The organism is Rossellomorea sp. GCM10028870 (genome assembly GCF_042666755.1).
Taxonomy (GTDB): domain Bacteria; phylum Bacillota; class Bacilli; order Bacillales; family Bacillaceae_B; genus Rossellomorea.
The window spans coordinates 1,696,060-1,722,577 of record NZ_JBHTGN010000001.1; the positions used below are offsets into that span (position 1 = coordinate 1,696,060).

Sequence of the window (26,518 nt, forward strand, 5' to 3'; positions counted from 1 at the left end):
TTCACTCTCCCCCTTTACTTGCACTTTTATATTCTTCCAGCCCTTTTTGTCTAAGCTGACATGCAGGACACTCACCGCACCCGCTGCCTTTTATTCCATTATAGCAAGTGAGTGTATTTTCCTGTACATAACGGAAAGCACCTAAATCATCTGCCATTTCCCACGTTTGTGCTTTATTGATCCACATGAGTGGAGTATGGATCACAAACTGATCATCCATGGATAAATTGAGGGAAACATTCAAGGATTTGACAAAAATATCCCGGCAATCGGGATAGCCGCTGAAATCCGTTTCACATACACCTGTTACAATATGCCGTGCTCCGATTTGCTTCGCTAGTATGCCTGCAAATGACAGGAATAATAGATTTCTTCCTGGAACGAATGTAGACGGTAATTCACCATCCTGATGAGTGATCTCTTCATCTGCCCGTGTTAAAGCACTTGGTGCCAATTGATTTAATAAACTCATATCTAATACATGGTGAGGGACTTTCAGATCTTCTGCAATCTCTTTTGCACAGTCCAGCTCTGTAACATGCCTCTGACCATAGTTAAATGTTACCGCTTCTACTTCTTTAAATTGTTGTTTTGCCCAAAACAAACACGTTGTACTATCTTGACCTCCGCTAAAAACGACTAACGCTTTCTCTGTGTTCATAAAAGGTCTCCTTTCTTTTCTACAGGCTCTTTTGCCATGAAAAGAAGAAAGAGATTCTGTAATACCCTATAACGTTGGCTTTAAAATTGCCATTAACAAAAAATAACGACACCTAAGGATGCCGTTTTCCTTAGTTTTTTATAGAGGGTTGTGCTAGAACCTCTCGGGACTCTTCTTTAGTCCCAATTCTTCTTTTTTTGTCCTCAACCAATATAACGTTTTTTTTCAAAAAAATCTACCGTTTACGGGAATTTCATCGGAAATTTAATCACCATCGTGACCGCCGCTGATCATTTGCATGATACCCAGATAAAAAAGCAGAACTCCCCTTTGGAATCACTGCTTTTTTACCTTAATTATTTTAAACGAAGGAGCCTCCTTCGTTTTCTGCGTTTTTTCGTGCTGAATCTGAGCCAGCCTATTTTCATAAAGAAACCAAACATGATCAGCGCTATGATACCCATAACCCCGAGAACGATAAAGTATCCGCTTCTCTCATCGAGTTCCGGCATATAGACAAAGTTCATCCCATACAGACCCGCAATAAACGTAAGAGGCATAAAAATCGTCGTAATGACGGTTAAGGTCATCATGATATTATTCATTTTATCTGAGTTAATGGATAAATAATTATCCCGGATATCTGATGAAAATTCACGATACGATTCAAGCATCTCGACAAGCTTAATTAAATGATCGTACACGTCATTAAAATAGAGCTGCTCTTCTTTGAGTGCATTCAATCTGCCGGAATTGCTGATTCGATACAATAAATCCCTCATGGGCACAAGGGTTCTTCTTAACTTTGACATATCATGACGAATATCGAATAATTCATCCATCAGATCACTATCCGAATCTTCATTCGTGTTATCTTCTATCTTATTGAGGCGATCTTCAATACGATAAACCAGAGGAAAATAATCGTCCACTAACCGGTCAACAATTCCATGCATGACCTTAAAAGGACTGAGCTGATCCCCTTCTTGCCGAACCTTTTCCCATACATTATTGATTTCCCTGACAGGCTGTTTATGAAAGGTTACGATAAAACTTGCGTTCACAAACATATTAACTTCATGGGAATCCAGTGTCTTCTGATTAATGGCATGCTGAAGGACGAATATGTATTGATCATAAAAATCGAGCTTAGCCCGCTGACTGAAATCGTCCAGGCAATCCTCTATCGCAAGTGGATGGAATCGAAAATACAGCTTAAGTAACCGGACATCCTTGCTGGTCGGCTCTGAAAAATCCACCCAATACCATTTAACACCATTTTCTTTAATTCTGGATAAGGGAACATTCTGTTCAATTTCCCCATTTTCCATAATAATACTCGTGCGAATCATATGGCTCTCCCTAACTGACATTTATTTATTTATTTTTTTATCCTTTCCCTTTTTCTTCACCATTCAAACAAAATCACTACGTAAAAGATGGAATTAATGATAAAATATGAATCAAATTATTAAAGTAGGTGTACGTATTGGAACAGTATATTAACCCTCGGATCAAGGACATCCAGATATCAGGAATTCGAAAGTTTTTTAATATGGTGGCAGACATAGACGACATCATTTCCCTGACAATCGGTCAGCCGGATTTCCCTACCCCACAACATGTCAAAGACGCGGGTAAGGCTGCCATTGATGATGACTTCACTTCCTATACCCATAATGCAGGATTTCTCGAATTACGTGAAGCTGCGGCTTCATATGTAAAAGAAAAATATAATGTACATTATAACCCTGTAAATGAGGTCATAGTCACAAACGGAGCTTCTCAGGGGATCGATGTGATTCTTCGTACCATCCTTTGCGAGGGAGATGACTGCCTTATCCCGGGACCCGTGTATCCAGGCTATGAGCCCATCATTAAACTTTGTGGTGCTAATCCCATACATATTGATATCACACAAAATGATTTTAAGTTGGATGCCGCTCTTATTGAGGGGAGCTTAACCCATTCTACAAAGTGTGTCATATTGCCTTATCCATCCAATCCAACTGGGGTAAGCTTATCCAAAGCAGAATTGAAAGAGATTGCCGACTTGCTTAGAAATAGAAATATATTTGTGTTGGCTGATGAGATTTATAGCGAGCTTACCTTTGATGATTCGCATTATTCCATTGCCGAATATTTAAGAGAACAAACCATCGTCGTCAATGGTCTATCTAAATCACATAGTATGACTGGTTGGAGGATAGGGCTGGTATTCGCTCCAGAATCAATTTCTAAGCATCTAATAAAGGTTCACCAGTACAATGTTTCCTGTGCTTCTTCCGTTTCTCAAAAAGCAGCATATGAAGCTCTTACAGTGGGAAAAGATGATGCGGCAGATATGAAGAAAGAATATAAGAAACGAAGGGACTATGTATACAACCGATTAATTGAGATGGGATTTAAAGGAATCGTCAAACCCGACGGAGCCTTCTACTTTTTCGTCAAAATACCTGACCGGATTCTTCTGAGTTCATTTGATTTCTCGTTGGCACTTGCCCAAGAGAAAAAGGTGGCTGTCGTTCCTGGAGATGCTTTTTCCCAGTTCGGCGAAGGATACTTCCGACTATCCTATGCCTGCTCCATGGACCAGTTGACAGAAGGGCTTGACCGTATCCAATCCTTCATCCAAACCTGACGAGAGGGACGGACCTTGCCTGGCAAGGTCCGTCCCTCTTCATGATTACCCTTTATATTCACCGTTATTTTTAGATGCTTTTTCTTTTTTGGCTTTGTCTTTGTGTATTTTGTTTGTTGCCGCACTTCCGGTTTCGTGGGCAAATTCCGTATTGATCTTAGAGGAATCGAATCCTTTTTTGTTCTTCTGTTGTGGATCATTCTTTTTTGTACGTTTCGCCATTGCTTTTACACCCCTTTTATTGATCATGCCTATCCTTCAATGGATCAGCACAAGATTATTATTTGCTTTCTTCTTTTTCCCTATACGAACCAGCTGCCGGTATAAAAAGAGCAAAAAAAGAACCAACCCAGTCAATGAGTTGGTTCAAAAAAAAGGAAAAGGGGGTGTTAGTGAGAAATTAATCTCCAATTTCATGCTTAATTATAGAATACCCGCTTTCCAGAATGATAAACCGCCCTTCTGAAAAAAATTCAGTTTTTTTTTTAGAAGAAAAGTTATTTCAGTAAAACACTTTAAAAAAGCGCTTTCATAACGTATAATAAACAAGTAAATTCTGAGGAGTGAGGTTCTGACATGTACATGAAAGAACAGTATGTTTTCAGAAACGATCAAATTTATAAAGCTGTTATCAGAAATTATTCCAAGGATGATTTCGACGACTTGATATCCGTTCAAAAAAGAGCATTCCCACCTCCCTTCCCATCAGAATTGTGGTGGAATAAAGACCAACTCGCTCATCATTTGTTTCATTTCCCTCTTGGGTCCATGTGTGTGGAAGTTGACGGGAAGTTAGTGGGGAGTATGACAAGCTTAATCGTCGACTTTGATCCGTTAGAACCTCATCATACGTGGGAAGACATAACCGATGATGGATATATCCGGACTCACAATGAAAATGGAAATACATTATATGTGGTAGATCTATGTATCGACCCTGATTATAGGGGATTTAAACTTGGAAAAGTCTTGATGAATGCCATGTTTGAGATTGTGGTTCATTTAAAATTGGATCGCTTACTTGGCGGCGGTCGGATCCCTACCTATCATAAAGTGGCCAAAGATTTTCCGATTGATGATTATATACAGAAATTAACGAGTGGAGAATTCAAGGATCCCGTCATTACGTTTCTTCTGCAAACAGGACGCACTCCATTAAAAGCGGTTAAAGGGTACCTGAAGGATGAAGAATCTTGTGACTATGGGGTTTTAATGGAATGGAAAAATCCTTTTAAAAGTTCAAAGTTCTAACGCATTTTGCAAAAAATGTACTCCCTGAAAAATAAAAAAGGGATTGAAAGAACAATACGTTCCTTCAATCCACAAGAAAGGGGGAAATGAGAATGAAAAGGCCCAAAGGGTGTGCCTTATTCTACACAAATATAATACCCTCATTTCCACCATCTAAACCTAAATTTATTCCATTGATGTCGCTTTTTTCACAGCAGAAATGACAGCATCATTGGTGTCTAATTGTAGTGCTTGCTCTGCCAGTTCTTTCATTTCAGCACGATTCAACTGACGGATTTGAGAACGTGCACGTAAGATCGATGTCGCACTCATAGAGAATTCATCCAAACCTAATCCCAGAAGGATTGGCACTGCAATCTCATCTCCGGCCATTTCACCACACATACCTGCCCATTTGCCTTCTTTATGAGCCGCATCGATCACCATTTTGACTAGACGTAAAATGGCAGGGTTATACGGTTGATATAAGTAGGAAACCCGCTCATTCATGCGGTCGGCAGCCATTGTGTACTGAATCAGATCATTGGTTCCGATAGAGAAGAAGTCCACTTCCTTGGCAAAAACATCCGCCATTACAGCAGTTGATGGAATTTCTACCATGATTCCCACTTCAATATGATCAGCTACGTTCGTACCATTCTCAAGAAGAGCTTGTTTCTCTTCTTCAAGGATGGCTTTCGCTTCTCTGAACTCTTGAAGATTTGAGATCATCGGGAACATGATTTTCAGATTTCCGAATAGGCTGGCCTTTAATAACGCTCTAAGCTGAGTACGGAAGATATCCTGTTCGTCCAGACAGAGTCGGATTGCACGATACCCTAGGAATGGATTCATTTCTTTTGGCAGATTTAAGTAAGGAAGCTCTTTATCTCCACCGATGTCAAGGGTACGAACCACTACAGGTTTCCCTTCCATACCTTCTAATACTGACTTATAAGCTTCGTATTGCTCGTCTTCAGACGGTAATTCGTCACGACCCATGTATAGGAATTCTGTACGATACAGACCTACACCTTCTCCACCGTGATTCTTTACCCCTTCAAGATCCTTAGGTGTCCCAATGTTGGCAGCAAGTTCTACATGCTCTCCATCCTTGGATACCGTTGGTTCATTGACAAGCTTCGCCCATTCAGCTTTTTGTTCTTCATATCGGGCATGCTCTTTCTTATACTCTTCGATGACTTCAGGAGTCGGATTAATATGTACTTCTCCATTTAATCCGTCAACGATGATCATGTCACCATTTTCAACAGAGGAGGTAATAGATTTCGTTCCCACTACAGCTGGAATCTCCATTGAACGTGCCATAATGGCCGAGTGAGATGTTCTTCCACCGATATCCGTTGTAAATCCTTTAACAAATTCACGGTTTAATTGTGCCGTATCAGAAGGTGTTAGATCCTCTGCGATCACAATCACTTCTTCTGTCACCATGCTTGGGTTCGCAATCTGTACGCCCAATAGGTGTGAAAGGACACGTTTCGTCACGTCACGGATATCCGCGGCACGTTCTTTCATGTATTCATTGTCCATGGATTCAAACATCGATACAAACATATCCGCTGTTTCTTTAAGGGCGAATTCAGCGTTTACATTTTCAGATTTCACTTTGTCTTCGATTGGTGTCAGTAGTTCTGGATCGCTTAGGACAAGAAGATGCGCTTCAAAGATTTGAGCTTTATCCTCACCTAAATCAATTCTTGCTTTATCACGGATCGCTTCAAGCTCTGACTTTGACGTCGCAATGGCTTCCTGAAAGCGTGATACTTCCCGTTCAGCATTGTCTACGTTTTTCTTTTCAAAGCTTAGGTCGGGTTCAACTAAGCGATACGCTTTCGCTATGGCAATACCATTTGATGCTGCAATTCCTTTTAAAAGACTGGACATTACTCAGCTAAACCTTCTTTGTTCAATGTTTCTTGTAAGCTGCTTAACGCTTCTTCTTCGTCGCTACCTTCAGTAATGATTGTGATATCTGCACCTTTACCAACACCTAAAGACATAACACCCATGATTGATTTCAAGTTTACTTTCTTTTCTTTGTATTCTAGATGTACATCGCTGTCGAATTTGCTTGCCGTTTGAACTAGTAGAGTTGCCGGACGAGCGTGAATTCCTGTTTCAGCTGTAACTGTAAATGTTTTTTGTGCCATGTGAATCGACTCCTTAATTTATCTTGTTTTTGGTTGCTTCATTAAAGTAATGGATTATGTAGAATTCGTCAACTATTTCTAGTAAATAATCCATTCCTACTATAAAGCTGTTCAATAAAAAAGAATAGCATGCAATGAAGATATACACAATTGTAAAGCTTGATTTTTTTAGTATTTCATAAATTTGCCACTGTTATGAACCTATTTATGTAAAAATCAAGATGTTTTTTACAAAATAAAAACTGACTCTCCCATCACCCCATTCCGATTAGGAGATGGAATCTTTAGTATGAGTCAGTTGTGTCATTGCGATACTATTCTTTTTCTATGATTTCTGATTTAGCTTTCATGATATTGTAGCCGATTTTCGCTTTTATGATCGTGCCTTTCAGTGTCATTTCATGATCTTCAGACGTGTTTGTATATACGTTCACTAAGTCACATATGCAGCGAGAGAATAATTCTGAGAGCTGTTTTAATTCCTGCACCCCATGTTGACCATCCTCTTTCATGAGTTCTTCCATGACATCAATGGCTAAACTTTTCACTCTTAGAGCCTGCTCTGTTTGGTAATTCATATAGAACTCTCCCCTTTCCTACCATTCTTTCACTATCATATGCAAGAAAAACTAGATTAGAACGGGAGAGCTATAGAATATCTAAACATTCAATTGGGCATCTTTCGTAAATAATTGCTTATATCCTAATAAAATAAAGATGATGACTGTTAAGGCTACGCTCCCCACAATGCCTAAAAGTATGGCAATCTGATACTCGATGGCCACTAATGGACTTATCCCCGAAAGGATCTGCCCTGTCATCATTCCAGGTAAAAAGATGATTCCCATCCCTAACATATTATTAAGAGTGGGAAGAATCGCTGCATCAAAGGCATTGTCTACATAGGTCTTGGAAGCTGCTTTAGGGGTTGCTCCAAGCATGAGGGCACCTTCTACCTTTTCTCTTTGATCCTTTAATCCCCCTAATAGAGTATTAATCCCCAATGTGATGCCCGTCATGGAATTACCCACGATCATCCCGGCAATGGGTATGAAATATCTCGGTTCATACCAAGGGGAGAAGTGAATCACCACCATATTAAAGTAGAATAAGCTAATAAGTGTTCCGATAAGTAAAGATAAAGCAGCAATCCCTTTCAGTTTCTTATCCATCTCATATTTAACTTGTTTAAAGATATTCCTGATGGCGAAGGCTTCCATGATCAAAATGATACTTAATGTAAGCCACGGACTCGGATTGTCAAAAATATAGGTCAGTATGTATCCTGCGACGATCAGTTGGAGGGTCATTCTAAAAGATGCAAGGATAATCTGTTTCTCTCTCGAAATCCCCCGCCACTTCACAATAAATAACAATAGAAGAACAAAGACATATGCAGCTAAAAATCTCCACAGCTCTATATCAATAATTCCATTTTCCACTAGTATTCTCTCCTTCACTTATTTTGAAAGGCTAATCGTCTCTTCACCATATTGCTCGGCAACATTCATCGAATGAGTCACCATAATTACGGTCCCGTCATGCCCTTTTGTACACTTAATAAAGCTTTTCATCACTTCGATCTCGGTTTCTTCATCAAGGGCCGAGGTTGGCTCGTCCAATAAATAGACAGTTGGCTTCATCAATAGTACCCGGCCAAGGGACAGGCGTTGTCTTTCCCCTCCGGATAACCTTTCAGCAAGCCCATCCAAAGGTTTATCCAGCTTTACAATTTCCAGGGTTTTCATGAGCTCCTCACGACTTGCAGGGGGCTTCTCTGAAAACATAAGACCCTTCTGCAAATTCTCTTCTACCGTTTCCCCGAATAATAAGGGGGTTTGTGAAATCATCACTACTTCTCTTCGAAGTTTTACAGGGTCAATTTCTTGTAAGGGAGTCTCATTATAATAAACCTTTCCTTCATCTGGTATATTCATTTTATTTAATAACTTCAGGAGGGTGGACTTACCTGCACCGCTTTCACCGATGAGGCAGGTTGTTTTGTGTGAGGATATCTCCATGCGATCGATGTTTATTATTTTTTTAAATATTACTTTTTCTAATTGAAACAGCACTATCTTCACCTCTCATATATTCACATTTATCATACCCTAAAGAATCATGAATTAAAGAAGCTGATGCTCGAAAGGAGAACTTCGAGCACCAGCTTCATTCATGTCGCGCATTCAAGTATTCGATGTGTTGCTGGATTCGTCTTGTGAAAAAGTCGACTTCATCCTTTTCCGGAACTCCACGTCCATATCTCACGCGTTCGTAAATAAAGTAAAATCGGGCATTTTCCTCCAACTCAATTCTAGTGAACCAAGCTTGGACGTTTTCATTCGGAAATCTGCCCACTTTATTCTTGTAAGCTTCTTCTTCTAACATTTCCATCGATTTCCTGATTGCGTCCCTTGCTTTAGAATATTCGACCTGCTCTCTTTGATTTGGAGTATCATCCACTCCTGCTACCCGGGTCGTCATGACAGGTGTTGTTCCCCCACTCGGTGAGAAGCGGATGGACGTTTTTCTTTTCTTAACCAAATAAATGAAAGCAAAGCAAACCAATAGTGCTAGCAATGCCTCATCCAACCATGAAAATGAAAGTCCATCCCCCAGGGTAGTCAGCTGTGATTCATCATAAACCTGTTGTACAACCTCATTTCCGTCTCCTTTTTCCGAATCCCCCCCAAAAAATCCCATGATCAAATCCCTTAATTTAATCAATAAACTAAAGATCGGGTTAACCAAAAAGGAGAAGAGCCAAAACACCTTTTCAAGCAGCCAATAGAATCCCCGGCTGACCACCGAACTAAAAGCTGCAAGTATCCCCCCGCTTAAAAACACCATAAGAAGGAGGGCAAAAGGTTTATATATACTCTTCTTTACTCCTTTGCTTTCACTGGCCAACATCCTTTGAATCGAGGTGAAGGTCCCAACAAACGTGAATAATAAAAACAGCAGACTGTATACCAGATAAGTGTTTTCCAACTGTCTGAGGGATCCCGAGAATAAAGAAACAGCGGAGATAAAAAGAAAAATCAATACGTTGCCACTGCTGATTTCAATTGATGGGTCCTTGATCTGAAGATGAGAGCTGATCTTCAAGTGCAGAAAGATCGTAGCGGGAAGTAAAACCCACCAGGATGCCGAGAAAAATAAGGTTCCGGATCCAATCCCGAAGGCAAACACTGCATATAACAGAAGATGATTAAAGCTCTGCACTTTAAGGGATATGGCCATGTAAGCCAGTACCAACACCAACATCATCGCAAAAGCAGGCACGTATTGATTCAACACGACGTCACCTGTAAATAGGAACGTAATGGCCAACAGGACAAACAGCAGTTCGATTCCTGCATACAGCCCCATTTTAATAAAAAGCATTTGTTTATGTTTCTTTAGGAAGGAAGTTTCAACGAACGATTCCATAATGTGACGACTCCTTCTTCTTCTAAGCTCAGCTTAAAGATATGTGGATGGCCTTTGCGAATATTTTGCAATAACTCCTCTTCTCTTGACCCAAGCGAACCGGCAACAATAAAAACGGAAGGTACCAGTCTGCGCAGATACAAATGCTGGAGGACAATGTGGAAAGGCATGGTGAATTCATCGGTTGATAATGTAGCTAAAAGCTCAAGCCCTTTCTGCCGGTGCTTCCGTCCAGTCCCTGGCGGCAGATAATAGTAAGGCGTAACTCCCGGTGTTCTCACATTTAAGACCAGGGAAAAAGAGATGTTTTGTTCCACGGCAAGTTGCATAAGGTAAGCTGTATGCTTGATGATCCCCTCCAACTTGCTTGTAATGGCAAAACGATCAGAGATATTGATGGCAATCATCCACTCTTTTTGAGTAGATGGCGCGAAGATTTTCGTTTGCAGCTCGCCTGTTCGTGCAGAAGCCTTCCAATGAACGTCCTGAAATCGATCTCCTTGTACGTATCCCCTTGTTCCTACAGGATGGAACACATCATGGAACAAAGAATGGGGAGTAGAAACATCCCCCTGCCTTAAAGTAAGCTGATGTTCCGCCATCCTGATAGGGGATGAAGAGGGGAACACCATAATGGTGGTTGGAACTGAATCGAGTAGATTCAGGATAACCTTACCACTTCCGAAAAGATGAGGAATCTCAAGGTGCATATTGGTTATACGGCATAAACCTCTTCTCTTGCCTTTGATCGGCAACAAAATTTGCCCCTCTTCATTTTTTCGGATGGAGAATGGGATGGATACCTCGATCTCGTTCGCAATGCCTAATGAATATGGATGTTCTGTAGGCTCCACAATATCTTTAAATGTCATTTTCAACGTTGCTCCCCAAATGGGAAGCCCTTTGTTTTCAAGCTTAAACACCCAATTATCTTCCTCGTCACAATGAAGCCTTAATCTTCGTTGTGATCTTTCAATCATGACTCCCTCCCCAACATTAAGCAGATACCATTGATGAACGCGAAAATAAAGAATGATCAACAGGAAAATCCCCAATCCGACATACGATTGTACATAGAAGCTTACTGCCCCGACAATGACAAGGAGCACTAAACTCATGGAAATATAAGGGTCCTCGACTACTTCGCGCTTCCAGTTCACTGCGCCTGCCTCGCTTCCACAGGCAGCATGGTCATCTCTATGATTCTGTCAATCAATTCTTCAGGTGTTTTAGTAAGGGATGCCTCAATGGTTAATTGAACTCTATGATGAAGGACAAATGGTGCTACACTAACGACATCCTGTGGTTTGACAAAGTCCCTCCCCGCTATGAATGCCTGAGCCTGGGATGCTTTTAATAGAGCCAGACTTGCACGTGGACTAGCCCCTACTTCAACCCATTCATGCTCCCTTGTCGCCCTTGTGATCTGGAGAATATAAGATTCGATATCCTCAGATATATGTACCTCTTTAACGAGACTTGTTAGAGATTGAATTTCAGCAAGGCTCATCACCTTTTCTACTGTATTTAAAGGCTGTGCAGATTTAAATCGATTAAGGATACTGCGCTCCTCTTCGAAACTTGGATATGTAAATGGAATCTTCAACAGAAAACGATCCAACTGGGCTGCGGGTAGAGGGAATGTCCCCTGCTGTGATTCAATCGGGTTTTGCGTCGCTACAACAATGAACGGAGGCTGTAATGACACTGTTTCTCCATCGATGGTGATCTGTTTCTCTTCCATCACTTCAAGTAAACTTGCCTGCGTTCTTGGAGTAGCCCTATTAATTTCATCTGCTAATAACACATTCGTGACAACAGGTCCGGTTCTTAATTCAAATTCTTGAGTCTTAGGATTAAAAAACTGAATGCCTGTTACATCACTTGGCAATACATCGGGTGTGAATTGTATCCTCTTAAAATCCCCTTCAATACAATGTGAAAAAGTTTTAGCCAATAATGTTTTACCGGTTCCTGGTACGCTCTCGAGCAAGACGTGCCCTTCCTGAAGCAAGGCAATCAATAGAAGGTCGATTTCTTTCTCCCTTCCAATCAGAACTTTGCTCATTTCTTTTTTTATGTCTTTTATAGTTGACATCTTTGCTCCCCCTTTATGTTGAACTCTATTTATCAATTAATTTTAAAATAATAGTAAATATTTAGCAAATATTCTAAAAATAGACCCTTACTCATCATACCATAGTGTGTTGTTAATATATTCCTTTATGTATTTGGACAGTAAAAAGCCGGTCACCATCCGTGTCTTGGATTCGTAACCGGCAGTTCTTCTATGTTCATTCAAACTTTACAAACACTTATCCTATTCCCCGTACAGTGTTAATACTCTCTCCTTACTCTAGTTAAAAAAGAGAAGCGGAGAGTGTTAAAAGATGGTTGTCAGCTTAATTTTTGTTTTATTAATTGGTGTAATAAATATTGCCTTTTTGAGAAATGGGTAGTATCATCTGTCAAAAACAAGAGAAAGGCCATTACTCTTGTTTCATCTTTATTAATGTTCATAGATCATCTTCCTTGTCATACCACCATCCACCACTAAGTTTTCCCCGGTAATGAAATCATTATCAGGGTGAGCAAGAAATAAGCATGCCCTTGCTATGTCTTCGGGTTTCCCCACTCTGCCCGAAGGATGCTGGTCATGATCCTTGTCCCGTAATGAATCATAATCAGAGGTTTGAATCCAACCGGGACTTATTGAATTCACTCGGATCCCCACGTCACTCAATGTGATTGCCATTGAATGAGTCAAACTCACAATGCCCCCTTTTGTTGCAGAGTAGGCTTCCGTATCCGGTTCAGACATTGAAGCTCTGGTAGAGGCCATATTTATAATGCAACCACCCCGGTTCTTCATTAAAGCGGCCCCCTCTCTACTGCAATAGAAGACACTACTTAAGTTTGAAGATAGAATGCTGTCCCATTCCCCGGGATCCATCTGCCAAAAGGACATGAACTTCGAAACTCCTGCATTGTTAATAAGTACGTCCACCACTCCATGATCTTCCCTAATCTTTGAAAAAACATCTTTTACCTGTTGATAGACCCCTACATTCACTTTATGAAACCGTGTTGAATAGCCTTTTGAATTGAGCTGCAGGGATAATTCCTCCCCTTTATCCCCATCCATGTCCATGAATTCAACAACTGCACCTTGCTTCGCAAATTCTTCAACCAGCGTTTTCCCGATCCCATTCGCTCCACCTGTTATGCAAACAATTTTATCATTCAATCTTGCCATCTCCCTTTATCTTTAATTATTTTCATTTGCGATTTACTGTTTATTCTTCCTAAAGAGGATACCCTTTTCCTATGGCCCTCAACCTTCTCAAAGACATATAGAAAAGGATTAACCTGTGAAAATGCCGAGACATTCCAAGGTTAATCCTTTTATTTATTGTACTATCTTATTTTGGGTAGTTTGATTTATAACATTACGCTGATGAATATTGATTAAGGCGTCCAACTCTTTACTGAGTTGAATGGTGACTGGACTGCTCAGCCCAAAACGAATACCTGATTGTATCATCTTCCATCGCACCGTTTCAATTCGAGCCACAATGGTCCCATTCATCAACATCACCTCTTCTTCTTTACTCTATTTTACTATTAATTCCACGTAGAGAAAAGAAAAAAGTATCCGAACGCTATTTTGATAGTGAGAGAAATTCTGCGTAATGATTATTTTGCGAAGCGGTGTTTTCCAATGGTAAGCAATGTTTCTCTATTGGTAATCCATTCGCTCGTGGATGTTACAGGATTATAGAAGAAGAGAGAACCTTGTCCCTGACCTCTGAAAGCCAATGCCTCTTGAACAGCGTCTCTCGCTTCCTGAGAAGGCGCTTGGTTGATTTGACCGTTTTGAACCGGAGAAAAGGCATAATGACCGTTTGCTACCTCGTAGATTACTTCTTTAATAGAGTCAGGGAATTCAGAGGAATCCACTCGGTTTAAAACAACCGTTGCGACAGCCACTTTACCTGCATATGGTTCTCCTTTAGCTTCTGCATGAACCAGTTTTGCCAGTAACTCACGATCTTCGGCTGTTACTTCATTTCCTGGTATTGCTAACGTTTGACCTGGATGAATTTCATTCGATTTCAAATCGTTCTCTTTTTTTAGTTGAAGGACAGATACAGATTTCTCTTTACCTATATCCCAAAGAGACTCACCATTTTCAACAGTGTGTACTCCTTTAGCTGCAATAGTTTGAGTAGAGAATGAAACAATGGAAAGTACTGCAATCCCTACTAGTAAGCTTTTCTTAATCATATTTCTACCTCCTAATTAGCGCTCCCCACTAAGATAACAACGAATGAACAGAATTTCATCAGGTAATGGTTACCACCGTCCGTTCTTTGTAGTCTGGAAAGAACATTCTAAAAAACCATAGTGCTTCATATATTAGATATGAACAAAAAAAACGGAGGATCTCATCCCCCGCTTTTCTAACTTCTTGGTGTATCTAAATAGTGATAAAGAATATTCCCGCCATGCTGAGCCACTCCACGAAACTGTTTAAAATCCTCTTGTTTAACGAGTAAAGATCGAAAGGTAAGAAAGTCTTCTTTCATCACTCTTATTTCTTCAATTTCTCTTGTACGCAATAAATGTAGTTGTTCAAGAATTTCTGTTTCACTCATATCCAAACCTCCATCCTGAATGTCTCTATTGTAGTTTTAAAAGGTTGTAAAGCTCAAGACTAATTTTTTAATTAAATTTTTAGAAAACTCTTTACCTTTTATTGAGTTTACGTCAAAATATTAGTAATTGTTTGTAGAATTTTGGCAAAAAGGAGCGACCTCAGATGAAAAAAGCAGAAATTGGAAATGTGATTGAATTTAGAGAAGGATTAAAAGGAATTGTAGAGAAAGTTAATGAAAACTCAGTCATCGTTGATCTGACGTATATGAAAAACTACCGCGACCTTGAACTGGAAGAAAAAACGGTTGTTAATCATAAAAACTATAAAATAGTGGAAGCATAATACGATTTTCTAAAAGGTGGAGAACGTTACTCCACCTTTTTATAATGGGATTCGACAAACAGAGAAAAGGTTTACAGAAACGGCTTTGAGGATATTCTTATAGCATACTGTTTTGTAAGGTGGAACCAAGTCATGAATTTAAATATACATATTGTTAACAAAGCAAGAAAAAGCTTTTGGTTTGTACCATTTTTATTTTCACTCGTCTCTTTAGTGCTTTCCCTACTCACCTTTTATTTTGATTGGTGGTTAAGTCAGCATGATTATCCTTTGTTTCCAAAGGTTTTGTTCTCGAATTTTGATTTATCCATGACCATCATCAGTACGATTGCGTCATCGATCATGACGATGACGACGATTACCTTTTCAACGATTATGGTCGTGTTAACCACTTTTTTATCCCAATATTCACCAAGGACCCTACAGAATTTCATTAATGACCGTCCTACTCAGCGGGTTCTCGCCATTTTTGTATCGGGTGTGGTCTACTGCATCACTTTATTAGTTCTCCTTCAAGATGAATCCGGACAAAAATTATATATTTCTTCGGCCTTTGCCGGTATAGTGGCGATTATTTGTTTATTTGTTTTCGTCTACTTTGTTCACCATGTTTCCAATTGGGTGAAAGTAAGTAATTTAATACATAATATAACAATCAAAACGAATAAAAAAATTGATAATAGCTATTTATATAGCAAGAATGCCATTAAAGACGAGCCTTCAACCTTGAATGAGTCACTTTTTAACGATACGGAACCCATTTATGTGTATAGTGAGCGATCGGGGTATTTACAGCAGATCGATATAGAAGGAATGATCAATAAAGCTGCTAAAGATAAAGCGATTATCCGAATGGTGAAAACACCGGGTGAATACTTACTTGAAGGTACTCCTGTCATGACGGCATGGACTGCGAATAAAGAAATAGATGTAGAAGATTACTTGGAATACCTCGTACTTGGGCCAGACAAAGAGCCCATGGAAGACATTGAACTCGGGATAAGAAAGCTGGTTGAAATTGCCTTGAGAGCCATTTCCCCCGCCATCAATGACCCGAATACCGCAAAAAACTGCATAGAAGAAATCGGGATCATTTTATCGAAACTTGCTAAACACAAGCTTCCAAGCTCATATTTATCAGATGAAGAAAACAATGTGCGAATCATATTGGAACAGCCGACCTTTGTAGATTATTTATACCGAAGCTTTTACCAGTTAAGGCATTACGGGAAGCAGGATATATCCATAATTGCCGAAATTCTGCGTTCACTGAGAATGATAGGGGAAAATAATAGCGAAGAAACGAAGCGCATGGTGTGGACGTTTAAAGACTATATTCTGGAAGGAATCGACTATGTCAGCCTCCAAAACCTCGACATGCAGTACATCATGAGACATCTGGATGAACTGGCTGCAGCCTGCAGACAAACAGATTGGGATAAGGATGAAGTGAGGAATAAATATTTCCCTGAAAAATATAAGACAAGTGACTCTTACCATCACCATAGAGAAGAGTAATGGGACCCAAGAAAAAACGGATGCCCGAAGCATCCGTTTTTTTCTTATTCTTTTCCCTTTTTCCCTTCAGAAAGCTCCTTGAAGGAAGATACTTTACCATGAGGATGCTGTTCCTGTTTTCTTACATTCCACTGTCTTTCTTTTTCGTGTTTAGATTGTGTCATATTCGCCACTCCTTTTTCATTAGTCTTTATTAACATGAACTCTAGACCCGCTTTTTACTCTCCTCCAGACAATTATTTATTGGGTTTCATCCAGAGAAGGATGATAAATAATAAGCTCATGTAGCCAAAGAGTGGATATAAATACGACAATAGTTCGCTATATTCAAAAAAACTTAAAGAATAGATCACGAGGAAGATACCTGCAAAGGTCATTATAGATGTGCCCTTCCAGTAATTCGATAATTGTTTCTCCAGGCCAAATACTCCCCCGATGACGGAAGTGAATATTTCACCATAAATGATGACAATATAAATTAAGTAAAAACCGGCAACAAAGGATTTCATAACCACGGCCATTGGAATTTGGTATTGTGTCACATCCGGGATCATGACTAAAGTAATATGGCTGGAAATTAGAATCAGCGTAAGGAAAAAGCCGCCAAGGTAACCTCCATACTTAATGGTTTCCCGATCTTTCACTTCACCGGCAACAGGAACGAGAACAGCCTGTGCCATGGCAAGATTAAAGGCTACGTATGAAAAAGGGGCAACCACAGATTTCCACCCATCCTCAGCATGCGGGATCATAAGAAATGCGTCTAAAAATCCAGCGTCGCGAACAGAATGAATCATCAAAAAAAGATTAAAGACGATCATAAGAGGAACGACGAATGTATTCACAGCAAAAAGTCCCTTAATCCCCACCATCATCGTGATGAATCCCAATCCAATAGTCAGCAGAATCCCTAATTGTTTTGGTAGCAAAAGCTGCTCTTGAAAAACAGCCCCTGCTCCTGAAAGCATTACCGCGGAAACCCCGATCAGCATAATCATCATGACGATATTCATAAACTTTGAAAACCATTTTCCAAATAGATATTCATTAAATTCTTCAAAGGACTTTGCTTTAATATCATGGGACTTAAGCATAATCTTCGTTCCCATTGTAATAAATAAGTACCCGCTTAATAAAATCGCAATAAACCCGACAAAGCCAAACCGGGTGAAAAACTCTACAATTTCCCTTCCCGTTGCAAATCCGGCTCCTATAACGGTACCAACATATACAGCAGCGATTTGAAACGACCCAGCTAATTTTTTCATACCCATCACCTCTGACAACCTTCTACTTCACCTTATGTACAAGCAGAGAAAATCAGAAGCAAAAGAACATAATTCTTCCGGAATTGTAGAAGAACCCAAACAAAATAGGCAGCCATAAAATGCGGCTGCCCTATTACTTTATTTTATAAAGATTGATCACCTATTCCATTTAACCATTGTCTTATCGGTTCAATGACCTTCTCAACTGTCCCCTCCTGGAACGGAGAATCGAGCTTGGCTGCTTCTACAAGCCCTGTGAATGAAAGGCTTCCCCCAAGTTTACAAAGGGCAACATAGTCATTCCACGCTTCCTCACGATTAAGATTCATTTTCTTCCAGAATTGGAACGCGCAAATTTGAGCCAATGTGTAATCGATATAATAGAATGGAGAATTATATATATGGGATTGACGCTGCCAGAACCCCCCATTTTCTAAATACGGAATATGATCGTAGTCCTTATGGGGAAGGTATTCCCTTTCAATTTTTCTCCATGCGGCGTTCCGTTCAGACGGGGAAGCTTCAGGGTTCTCATACACAAAATGCTGGAACTCATCAACTGCCACACCGTAAGGAAGAAATTGCACCGCTTCACTTAAATGTGCAAATTGATACTTATCAGTATCCTCTTTGAAGAAATAATCCATCCATGGCCATGTGAAGAATTCCATACTCATAGAATGAATTTCACATGCTTCATACGTTGGCCAAATATATTCAGGAATATCAAATCCCCTGCTTGAGTACACCTGGAACGCATGACCTGCTTCATGGGTCAATACGTCAATATCTCCTGAGGTACCATTGAAATTCGAGAAGATGTAAGGAGACTCATGGTTCGCAATATACGTGCAGTAGCCACCTCCAGCTTTTCCTTTCTTCGCTTCTAAATCCATGAGGTCATGTTCGATCATAAAACCAAAGAATTCCTTTGTTTCCGGTGATAATTCTTCGTACATCTTTTTGCCATTATCAATGATCCACTGAGGACTTCCCTTAGGAACCGCATTTCCGGAAGTGAACTTAAAACCTTCGTCATAAAACTTCATCGAATCAATCCCTATGCGCTTTCCTTGTCTTTCTTTAAGTTCTGTAGCAAGAGGAACGATATGCTCCTTTACTTGATCGCGGAAAACCCTTACCATATCAGGTGTATAATCCGTTCTCGTCATACGATAGTAACCTAATTCAACAAAGTTCTTATACCCTAAAGTAGTAGCAATTGTGTGACGCAGCTTCACTAACTCATCAAATAGACGATCCAACTCTTCTTGATTCTCTTCAAAGAAAGCAACGGTCGCTTGAGCGGCTTCTCTTCTTGTTTCCCGATTGACAGATTGTGTGAAAGGGCCCATCTGAGCCAATGTTCTTTCCTCTCCCTCAAATGGAATCTTTGCAGACGCCATGAGCTTTGTATATTGGGAAGATAACTTATTTTCCTTCTGCAGAAGATTGACGATCTCAGGAGAAAAAGTCTTCATTTCACTTTCTGCCAGGTCGAATAGCTGCTTTCCCCACTTCTCTTCTAACTCTTTACGATATGGAGAATTTACAAGTTCCCGATAATATTCCGTTACCATCCCGTGAACCTCAGGCATCATATCATCAATATAATCTTGTTCTTCTTTGTAAAACTCATCATTGGTATCGATAGAGTGCCGAATATAGCATATATTTTGCATTGTATCGATGCTGAGACGTATTTCATTCAGTTTCTTCATCGCATCCATCTGTTCTTGTACATTGGGCGCGGCCTTAAATTTTCCGAGTAACTGTTGGAAAACAGGTTTAATCTCTTCTAAGTTGGGCCTTTCATATGTAAATTGTTCAAACTTCATAATGTTGCCTCCTCATAAAATATTCCCGATTATAGTTATTCGACTAGTAATAGATAATATCCTTTTATCACAAGAATTGAATTGCAGATACAAATACCGGATGGTGGCGAAGTCAAAGCAAAGAAATTTTAAGACAATATAAAACCCCGTCTAATAATAGACGGGGCACAAGAGTCGAACTTAATACGACAAGTCTTTAATCGATAAGCCTAATTTCTTCAACATTTCAATCGTTTCTTCCTTCTCAACAGGAGATAGAGCTGACATGAGTTCATGAATTCGATTTTCGTGATTAGGAAAAATCTCTTCAATTAACTGTCTGCCGTTCTCTGTTATTTGAGCATAGGTAACTCGACGGTCCTTTGGACAAGCATTACGCTTAAGATAGCCCTTTTGTTCAAGCTTATCCACTACATACGTAATGCTGCCGGAGGCTAATAGAATCTTCCCGCCAATTTGCTGCAGGGGCTGATCTCCTTTATGATAAAGAAGCTCTAGAACAGCGAATTCGGTAGGGTTTAAGCCGTTCTCCTGGATGTTTTTATTTATCTCTTCATTTAAGGCTTTGAAAGCTCTTGAAAGGACAATGAAAAGCTTTAATGATTGTTTTGTATCTTGAGTTTTACTCATGGCATTCATTCCTTTAAAAATTAAATATCTCAGTTTCAAAACATTATACAAATAAACCCTGTTATTGTCAAATAGACCGGTCACTAGTTAAAAAGCAAAGGACGGTACGCTTGTAGCGTACCGTCCTTTGCTTTTAGAAATTACGACAAATTAGATTGATTGTCTAGTTTAAATGTGGAGATTGTTGGAGATTCGTTTCTTTTGTAAACCTTGAATGTTGAGGAAAATCATGTTGTGTAGTCACGAAGCAGTTCGCTTTAATAAGCTCTTAATGTAATGCCCAAATTCACTTGATGATTCCTGGAGGGTAAATGGTACAACTTTATTTGTGCACTTTTCATAGTCGTTCAATAGCTGATCTAATTGCTGGCTGCACCGAACGGTTTCATCTGCACATAGGCCTAAATTCTCTCCAAGGCAAATCATTTCTGAACGTTTCTGATTGATTCTCATTAATAACCATTTCTTTTTTAATAGACGACCCATTTCTTGTAAACTCCTTTTTTAGCTCCTAGTCTTTATTAAGTAAAATCATTACTTGAGCATTATCCCAAGTATTATCAGAAAAGTAAATAGATTCGCAAAACAAGACAAAATTACTAGTAATGTTTCTAAATTAGACATTTTTCGTCAAAAATTCCTCGCCAATAAAATTAGAGGATAGACTAAAGATTCTACTCTTTGTCTATCCTCATATATTAATAGATTGGGACCCAGCCTTCCTTAGTGACGAAAATACGAACAGCCACTACTTTCTTATCTTCACTTAATGTAAAATAATGGCGAATGTTTTCAGGAACTGAAATTAAGTCACCAGGATTTAGATGTACTTCAAAGAAATCACCATCGCTACCTTGTATGACAAATACACCATGGCCGTTTACTATAAAACGGACTTCATCATCTGTGTGATGATGCTCTTGTTGAAAATTCTTTAAAAGCTCTTCAAGATTTGGTGTACTCTCTGAAAGGGAAATTACATCCCAGGACCGATACCCTCTTCGTTCTGAGATATCTTCAATCTCTTCTTTAAAAACAGACAGGATTTCCGATTTATCATCCTCAGTTAAAGCGAATTGGTCCCTTAATCCTTCGTCCAGTTTTTCGATATTCCAATGCTCATAAATGACTCCTTGTTCACTTAAATACTTCACTACCTCTTCCTGATTATCAATGATTTGGTTCTTCCCTTGGATTTTGATTGTCGTCATAATCTGACTCCTCCTTTAGTAATTGATCTCGTGTTCGTTAAAGATAAAAGAGTGAGTTGATATTGAAATAAAAACTCACAAGCTTCTAATAGTTTCTTAGCTTCAAAACCGGTTCGTCCCCATACTGTGATACCGTGGTTCCGAATGAGCACCGCCCCTTTGTCTGCTTTAATAAAGGACTGAAACTCCTCGGCAAGCGTCGGTATATGAGCATGATTACGAATGATGGGAATGGATAAAGAATCATCTTCCTCCCACTTATCCCACGCTTTAATTAATTCTTGGTTTCTAAATGTGACGATACCTTCATCCCCATACAGTTCACTGATTACATTATTCGCCACAGTATGGACATGTAAGCTGCAACCTGCTGAGCTTTCTTTGAAGATATGACTGTGCAGCAGTGTTTCGGCTGATGGTTTTAAGTGAGTATCCTCAATGGCCTCACCATGAGCATTCACTAGGAGGAAATCTTCTTTTGTGTGCTTTCGTTTATCCTTTCCACTTGCCGTGACCAGGAAGGTAGCAGGGGAAGAACTCACTCGTATCGCAAGGTTTCCACTCGTCCCCATGAACCAGTCCCTGTCTGCCAGTTCTCTTTTGATATCAGCGAGTTCTTCCCACTCCGATTGATAGGGATTCATATTTTCACTCCTTTTTCAATGACGTCCATGCAATCATGAAAGGATTCAAACGGATGATAGGGGATACCTATTTCTGCGCATGTATAGGCCAAATAGTCTCTGGCGATCACAGTATCTCCAAGCTTTGCCATTTCGATATCTGTGACTGAGTCCCCTATCACAATGACCTTCGTGTCTTCTGTTAATGACAATGTTCTCAAAATAGAAGGCTTACAGCATCCACATCCTTTACTTTCACAGTGATCGTCACATGGATGTGGCCAATGAATCGTTATGGCCGAATCGTTAAAGCTTGCTTCATTACAAAAAACTCCATTAAAAGGCCCGTATTCTTTTAGTAATGGTTGAACAAAGAAGTCAATTCCTCCACTAACGATATACAAAGGAATCTCATGGTCTTTTGTGTAGTCTACAAATTCCTTAAACCCTTCACGTATGACAGCAGTATCTAATAGATACTGAACCATTTCGTCTTTTTGGGATGAAGGAATAAGTGAAAACAACTTGCCTACACCTTCTTTAATGGAAATCGACTGATTTAAGATGTCATCTTTGATAGGTTCCCATGCTGGGGGAGCAAAGGTTTTCATCAATGAGATGATATTATCTGTTTCTGTAATCGTTCCATCAAAATCACAGAAAATGATTGGATGACCCACTACACCTTTACCTCCTCTCCCCATAGGGATAGGGCTTTGCGAAGTTCACCATGAGTTTCAGCCGCCTCATTGAGAGACGTTCCTTTTAAAACAGCATCGATAGCTTGAACGAATGCTTTTCCTCCTCCACTTGCTCCGTCAGGGTGACCATGAATGCCCCCTCCTGCATTAATGACACAGTCTATACCGAAATCTTTCACCAAAAGCGGAACAAGTGCGGGATGAATGCCGGCTGAAGGTACTGGCAATGCCCTTTTCAAGTGGGCATCTTCCTTCGTTAACTCATGGCTTACGGATAGAACTTTGCTCTTCTCTAATGCGACACTTCCGTATGGTGATGGAAATAGTGAAAAATCGGCTCCGGCCATTCGTAATAATTTACCTAACCATAAAGAGTAGCTCACACCATATGCAGGAGATGCTGCAGCAGCCCCGGCAAAGGCAGGGTGGGCCATGATCGGCAATGCGATCTCATTGTCCTCTCTCAATTCCTGGAGAACATCGAGGCCGTAAGAAAATACATTGAATAATAGAGCCTGTGCTCCAAGCTCTTTTGCTTTTCTTGCTTTATCCCGTAATTGTGATGTTCTGCCTGTCAGATTAACTGCATACAACGTTCTCTTCCCTGTTTCCTCAAACACTTCGTGCAGCACTTTTTTCCCTAAGCTGACTCTCTCAGAAAAGGGTGTCAGTGGATTATCAAATAAAATTTCATCGTCTTTTACTGCATCGACTCCGCCTAGAGCCTGGGCTCTTAATTGATTTTCCAGGTAGGTGAGATCTCTGCCGATCACTCCTTTAAAGATGCTCATTAACAACGGTCTTTTATGTACCCCTGTTAACTCCCTGATCCCTTCAATTCCAAATCGTGGACCAGGATAGGTTTTTTTTAAGTCTTTCGAAAACTCTAAATCTACTAATTTCACTTCGCCATCCAGGGAAAGCTTACCGAATACCGTTGTAAGAATGGCTGGGATATCATTTGAATAGTTATACCCGGGATATCCAATCTGCACCTCACCCCGGGGACCATCTTCGCCTTCCCACTCCTTCACGGAAACGACTCTCCCCTTGTACTTGCTCAATTGTTCCTGTTCCAGAAGCGGCAAGTCCGTCCATGAACCGACCGTCAATCCCAAGGCAATCCCCTCTGCCTTTTTCTCGAATGAACCGCTCTTTCCCTTTAGTTGATAGGTTGCTATCACTTCACTCATTGTCGTATTGCCTCCTTATGAAAAAAAAGCTACTCTTAGCCGCATGTTGATTTCATCAGCTCTGCAAACAAAAAACCTCTTCCAGATAAGAAGAGGTTTGAATTCGTCACTCTTTCTTATCTGTCAGCCATATAGCTGCAAGAATTAGCACCGTGCTAAAATAAGTCGGTTGCCGGGCTTCATCGGGCTGGTCCCTCCGCCTGCTCTTGATAAGAATTTCATTATTCATTATTTCAGTTGGATTATTGCACCATTTTCAGCTTATGTCAATCCCTTTTGTGGAATAATTCTAAACTTTCTATACGTGAAATCGCTTCTTTTATCCGATCGTTTGTGGATAAAAGACCTACACGTACATACCCTTCTCCGAATTCTCCAAAGCCAACACCCGGAGCAACAGCGACTTTGATTTTTTCAAGTAGATAGGTTGAGAACTCTACGGATGTAAATCCTTCAGGCACCTTTAACCAGGCGAAGAAGGAACCTTGTGGAGCTTTTACATCCCACCCTATTTCCTGAAGACCAGAGATTAATAGTTTTCTTCTTTCTTCATATGTTGAAACTAATGCATTCACGCATTCCTGCGAGCTTAAAAGGGCGGTGGTAGCCGCTTCTTGAATGGCGCCGAACAGACTCACATATAGGTGGTCTTGAAGGACGTTAATCGCTTCAATGACACTCTTATTCCCCACTGCAAACCCCACTCTCCAGCCAGCCATATTATACGTTTTCGATAATGTATAAATTTCTATGCCAACATCCTTGGCTCCTTCTGTTTCCAAGAAGCTAATAGGCTTCCGTCCATCAAACCCAATCGCTCCATAGGCAAAGTCATGTACAACACAAATATCATGCTGATCGGCAAGTTTCACTGTTTCTTCAAAAAATGAGGTTGTAGCGATCGCACCAGTAGGATTATTAGGATAGTTAAGAAACATTAACTTTGCACTTTCTAACTCTTCACGAGACTGTTCTCGATAATCAGGTAGAAATCCATTTTCCTCACGGAGAGGCATTTTGATCATGCGGGCTTCTGCTAATGCTACCCCGGATAAATAATCCGGGTAACCAGGATCAGGCACTAATACACCATCACCAGGGTTCAATAAACATTGAGGAATTTCAACTAAACCTGCCTTTCCTCCGAACAGCACAGCTACCTCTGTTTCCGAATCTACTTTTACACCGTATTCACGGAGGTAGAAGGCGGCAATCGCCTCTTTAAATGACGATAAGCCACGGAATGGAGGATATTTATGATTCGATGGTGAAGCAGCTGCTTCTGTCAGTTTTTCCACAATATGTGGAGGAGTCGGCTGATCCGGATTTCCCTGCCCTAAATTAATGACATCATGTCCCTCTTCCACAACCGCATTCACTGTACTTGCAAGGGATGCGAAAAATTGTTCAGGTAATAAATCTAAACGTTTTGCCTTACTAAAGGTTTTCATATACTCACCCACTACATTTTTTTGAAAATTAATTACTTTCAAATTCTAGTCACAAATGATATAACGGAAAATAAAGAATGTAAAGGAATAAATTCCAAAAGTCTATAATGAGGTGAAGCAAATGATTCAAAAGATAGGTCTCGCACAAATGGATATTGTGTTCGGAAACCCTGAAGAAAACAAGAAAAAAGTAGAACAATGGGTTAAAAAAGCGAAGAATGACGGCTGTGATACAGTTGTGCTGCCTGAGCTTTGGACGACTGGATATGACCTTACAAGAATGGATGACATCGCTGATAACGGAGCGAAAGATTCATCTTCTTTCCTGACTTCTCTATCAAAGAAATATTCCATTCACATTGTAGGTGGTTCTGTGGCAAACAAAACACAGAATGGGGTGAGCAATACACTTTTAGTTGCGAATTCCGATGGCAGGTTGGTGAAACAGTATTCAAAGCTTCACCTTTTCAAGCTAATGAATGAACATCATTATTTACTTCCTGGACAAGAAGATGGCATGTTCACCCTTCAAGAAACAGAGATGGCAGGATTGATTTGTTACGACATTCGTTTTCCGGAATGGTTCAGAAAACATGTACTATTGGGAGCCAAGATTGTTTTTGTCGTAGCAGAGTGGCCAGCAGCACGAATTGATCACTGGCAGACCCTCTTAAGGGCACGAGCGATTGAAAATCAGTGCTTTGTAATCGCCTGCAACCGTGTGGGCAGTGACCCGAACAATGAATTCGGCGGTTGTTCCCTCATCATTGATCCCTGGGGAGAAATTCTTTCAAAGGGATCTCAAACGGAAGAATTGGTTTCAGCTGAAATCAATTTACATGAAGTAGAAAGAGTCCGAAAACAGATTCCGATATTTCAGGATCGAAGACCTGATTTTTATTAGAAAGGTTATTTCTTTAAAAAAACCGTTGACATGGAAAATAC

General features: G+C 40.1%; 30 protein-coding genes and 2 riboswitches. Of the genes, 5 read left to right on the forward strand and 25 right to left on the reverse strand.

The features are described from left to right. Position 1: 1 nt before the first annotated feature. Positions 2-661 carry a 7-cyano-7-deazaguanine synthase QueC gene (gene queC, locus ACFQWC_RS08730; protein ID WP_299740497.1) on the reverse strand — a complete coding sequence of 220 codons (660 nt, stop codon included), beginning with the start codon at positions 659-661 and terminating at the stop codon, positions 2-4. A 124-nt stretch (positions 662-785) separates the two neighbouring features. Further along, positions 786-830: riboswitch (PreQ1 riboswitch) on the reverse strand. Positions 831-1,017: 187 nt separating this feature from the next. Continuing rightward, the gene (corA, locus tag ACFQWC_RS08735; protein WP_341357837.1) at positions 1,018-2,013 is read right to left on the reverse strand and encodes a magnesium/cobalt transporter CorA; all 996 of its coding nucleotides are present in this window, start codon (positions 2,011-2,013) and stop codon (positions 1,018-1,020) included. A gap of 137 nt (positions 2,014-2,150) precedes the next feature. Here corA and ACFQWC_RS08740 point away from each other — a divergent pair, with 137 nt between their 5' ends. Next, a complete protein-coding gene (locus ACFQWC_RS08740; protein WP_299740493.1) occupies positions 2,151-3,302 on the forward strand; it encodes an aminotransferase A in 1,152 nt (383 codons plus the stop codon). Between the two features lie 45 nt (positions 3,303-3,347). Here ACFQWC_RS08740 and ACFQWC_RS08745 read toward each other — a convergent pair whose 3' ends face one another. Continuing rightward, on the reverse strand, positions 3,348-3,524 hold the full coding sequence (locus ACFQWC_RS08745; RefSeq protein ID WP_299740491.1) for a hypothetical protein: 177 nt from the start codon (positions 3,522-3,524) through the stop codon (positions 3,348-3,350). 354 nt (positions 3,525-3,878) lie between these two features. Between ACFQWC_RS08745 and ACFQWC_RS08750 the strand changes: the two genes are divergently transcribed. Next, complete coding sequence (locus ACFQWC_RS08750; protein WP_299740489.1) at positions 3,879-4,553, forward strand: GNAT family N-acetyltransferase; 675 nt, start codon at positions 3,879-3,881, stop codon at positions 4,551-4,553. Positions 4,554-4,718: 165 nt separating this feature from the next. Here ACFQWC_RS08750 and ptsP read toward each other — a convergent pair whose 3' ends face one another. From ptsP to ACFQWC_RS08810, 12 genes are all read right to left on the reverse strand, one after another. After that, entirely contained in the window at positions 4,719-6,440 is a 1,722-nt protein-coding gene (ptsP, locus tag ACFQWC_RS08755; RefSeq protein WP_377106909.1) for a phosphoenolpyruvate--protein phosphotransferase, read from the reverse strand. Beyond that, a complete protein-coding gene (locus ACFQWC_RS08760) occupies positions 6,440-6,706 on the reverse strand; it encodes a phosphocarrier protein HPr (protein ID WP_299740485.1) in 267 nt (88 codons plus the stop codon). Before ACFQWC_RS08760 ends, ptsP begins: the two co-directional genes overlap by 1 nt. Before the next feature lie 314 nt (positions 6,707-7,020). Further along, positions 7,021-7,284: a hypothetical protein gene (locus ACFQWC_RS08765; protein ID WP_299740483.1), complete on the reverse strand. Its 264-nt coding sequence runs from the start codon at positions 7,282-7,284 to the stop codon at positions 7,021-7,023. A gap of 81 nt (positions 7,285-7,365) precedes the next feature. Continuing rightward, a complete protein-coding gene (locus ACFQWC_RS08770) occupies positions 7,366-8,148 on the reverse strand; it encodes an ABC transporter permease (protein WP_299740481.1) in 783 nt (260 codons plus the stop codon). Between the two features lie 18 nt (positions 8,149-8,166). Beyond that, positions 8,167-8,781: an ABC transporter ATP-binding protein gene (locus ACFQWC_RS08775; protein ID WP_299740479.1), complete on the reverse strand. Its 615-nt coding sequence runs from the start codon at positions 8,779-8,781 to the stop codon at positions 8,167-8,169. A 94-nt stretch (positions 8,782-8,875) separates the two neighbouring features. After that, on the reverse strand, positions 8,876-10,138 hold the full coding sequence (locus ACFQWC_RS08780) for a hypothetical protein (protein WP_377106912.1): 1,263 nt from the start codon (positions 10,136-10,138) through the stop codon (positions 8,876-8,878). After that, the gene (locus ACFQWC_RS08785; protein ID WP_377106914.1) at positions 10,108-11,298 is read right to left on the reverse strand and encodes a DUF58 domain-containing protein; all 1,191 of its coding nucleotides are present in this window, start codon (positions 11,296-11,298) and stop codon (positions 10,108-10,110) included. The genes ACFQWC_RS08780 and ACFQWC_RS08785 overlap by 31 nt, the downstream gene beginning before the upstream one ends. After that, on the reverse strand, positions 11,295-12,236 hold the full coding sequence (locus tag ACFQWC_RS08790; RefSeq protein WP_341357830.1) for an AAA family ATPase: 942 nt from the start codon (positions 12,234-12,236) through the stop codon (positions 11,295-11,297). The genes ACFQWC_RS08785 and ACFQWC_RS08790 overlap by 4 nt, the downstream gene beginning before the upstream one ends. 411 nt (positions 12,237-12,647) lie before the next feature. Further along, entirely contained in the window at positions 12,648-13,394 is a 747-nt protein-coding gene (locus tag ACFQWC_RS08795; protein WP_341357829.1) for an SDR family NAD(P)-dependent oxidoreductase, read from the reverse strand. Positions 13,395-13,547: 153 nt separating this feature from the next. Beyond that, on the reverse strand, positions 13,548-13,733 hold the full coding sequence (locus ACFQWC_RS08800; RefSeq protein WP_377106917.1) for an aspartyl-phosphate phosphatase Spo0E family protein: 186 nt from the start codon (positions 13,731-13,733) through the stop codon (positions 13,548-13,550). 101 nt (positions 13,734-13,834) lie between these two features. Beyond that, positions 13,835-14,425: a cell wall hydrolase gene (locus ACFQWC_RS08805; protein WP_299740467.1), complete on the reverse strand. Its 591-nt coding sequence runs from the start codon at positions 14,423-14,425 to the stop codon at positions 13,835-13,837. 176 nt (positions 14,426-14,601) lie between these two features. Next, positions 14,602-14,796: a hypothetical protein gene (locus tag ACFQWC_RS08810; protein ID WP_299740465.1), complete on the reverse strand. Its 195-nt coding sequence runs from the start codon at positions 14,794-14,796 to the stop codon at positions 14,602-14,604. Positions 14,797-14,960: 164 nt separating this feature from the next. Between ACFQWC_RS08810 and ACFQWC_RS08815 the strand changes: the two genes are divergently transcribed. Further along, positions 14,961-15,140, forward strand: coding sequence for a YkvS family protein (locus ACFQWC_RS08815; protein ID WP_044337597.1), 180 nt, complete (start codon positions 14,961-14,963; stop codon positions 15,138-15,140). A 132-nt stretch (positions 15,141-15,272) separates the two neighbouring features. Next, complete coding sequence (locus tag ACFQWC_RS08820) at positions 15,273-16,658, forward strand: DUF2254 domain-containing protein (protein WP_341357828.1); 1,386 nt, start codon at positions 15,273-15,275, stop codon at positions 16,656-16,658. A gap of 44 nt (positions 16,659-16,702) precedes the next feature. Here ACFQWC_RS08820 and ACFQWC_RS08825 read toward each other — a convergent pair whose 3' ends face one another. From ACFQWC_RS08825 to ACFQWC_RS08870, 10 genes are all read right to left on the reverse strand, one after another. Continuing rightward, positions 16,703-16,822: a DUF6254 family protein gene (locus ACFQWC_RS08825; protein WP_220154054.1), complete on the reverse strand. Its 120-nt coding sequence runs from the start codon at positions 16,820-16,822 to the stop codon at positions 16,703-16,705. 72 nt (positions 16,823-16,894) lie between these two features. Then, on the reverse strand, positions 16,895-17,926 hold the full coding sequence (locus ACFQWC_RS08830) for a YkvI family membrane protein (RefSeq protein WP_299740455.1): 1,032 nt from the start codon (positions 17,924-17,926) through the stop codon (positions 16,895-16,897). Between the two features lie 143 nt (positions 17,927-18,069). Next, a complete protein-coding gene (locus ACFQWC_RS08835) occupies positions 18,070-19,764 on the reverse strand; it encodes a M3 family oligoendopeptidase (RefSeq protein ID WP_299740453.1) in 1,695 nt (564 codons plus the stop codon). A gap of 180 nt (positions 19,765-19,944) precedes the next feature. Beyond that, positions 19,945-20,403 (reverse strand): MarR family winged helix-turn-helix transcriptional regulator, encoded by a 459-nt coding sequence (locus ACFQWC_RS08840; protein ID WP_299741280.1) that lies wholly within the window; start codon positions 20,401-20,403, stop codon positions 19,945-19,947. Between the two features lie 231 nt (positions 20,404-20,634). Then, on the reverse strand, positions 20,635-20,880 hold the full coding sequence (locus ACFQWC_RS08845; protein WP_299740451.1) for an aspartyl-phosphate phosphatase Spo0E family protein: 246 nt from the start codon (positions 20,878-20,880) through the stop codon (positions 20,635-20,637). A gap of 212 nt (positions 20,881-21,092) precedes the next feature. Next, on the reverse strand, positions 21,093-21,605 hold the full coding sequence (locus ACFQWC_RS08850) for a 1,2-dihydroxy-3-keto-5-methylthiopentene dioxygenase (RefSeq protein WP_377106922.1): 513 nt from the start codon (positions 21,603-21,605) through the stop codon (positions 21,093-21,095). Beyond that, on the reverse strand, positions 21,602-22,249 hold the full coding sequence (locus ACFQWC_RS08855) for a methylthioribulose 1-phosphate dehydratase (protein ID WP_299740447.1): 648 nt from the start codon (positions 22,247-22,249) through the stop codon (positions 21,602-21,604). The genes ACFQWC_RS08850 and ACFQWC_RS08855 overlap by 4 nt, the downstream gene beginning before the upstream one ends. Then, on the reverse strand, positions 22,246-22,908 hold the full coding sequence (locus ACFQWC_RS08860) for a 2-hydroxy-3-keto-5-methylthiopentenyl-1-phosphate phosphatase (RefSeq protein WP_377106924.1): 663 nt from the start codon (positions 22,906-22,908) through the stop codon (positions 22,246-22,248). The genes ACFQWC_RS08855 and ACFQWC_RS08860 overlap by 4 nt, the downstream gene beginning before the upstream one ends. Continuing rightward, positions 22,908-24,122, reverse strand: coding sequence for a 2,3-diketo-5-methylthiopentyl-1-phosphate enolase (locus tag ACFQWC_RS08865; RefSeq protein ID WP_377106926.1), 1,215 nt, complete (start codon positions 24,120-24,122; stop codon positions 22,908-22,910). Before ACFQWC_RS08865 ends, ACFQWC_RS08860 begins: the two co-directional genes overlap by 1 nt. Before the next feature lie 113 nt (positions 24,123-24,235). Next, positions 24,236-24,338: riboswitch (SAM riboswitch) on the reverse strand. 50 nt (positions 24,339-24,388) lie between these two features. Next, complete coding sequence (locus ACFQWC_RS08870) at positions 24,389-25,573, reverse strand: pyridoxal phosphate-dependent aminotransferase (RefSeq protein ID WP_299740441.1); 1,185 nt, start codon at positions 25,571-25,573, stop codon at positions 24,389-24,391. A gap of 121 nt (positions 25,574-25,694) precedes the next feature. Between ACFQWC_RS08870 and ACFQWC_RS08875 the strand changes: the two genes are divergently transcribed. After that, on the forward strand, positions 25,695-26,477 hold the full coding sequence (locus ACFQWC_RS08875) for a carbon-nitrogen family hydrolase (protein ID WP_299740439.1): 783 nt from the start codon (positions 25,695-25,697) through the stop codon (positions 26,475-26,477). Positions 26,478-26,518 lie beyond the last annotated feature (41 nt).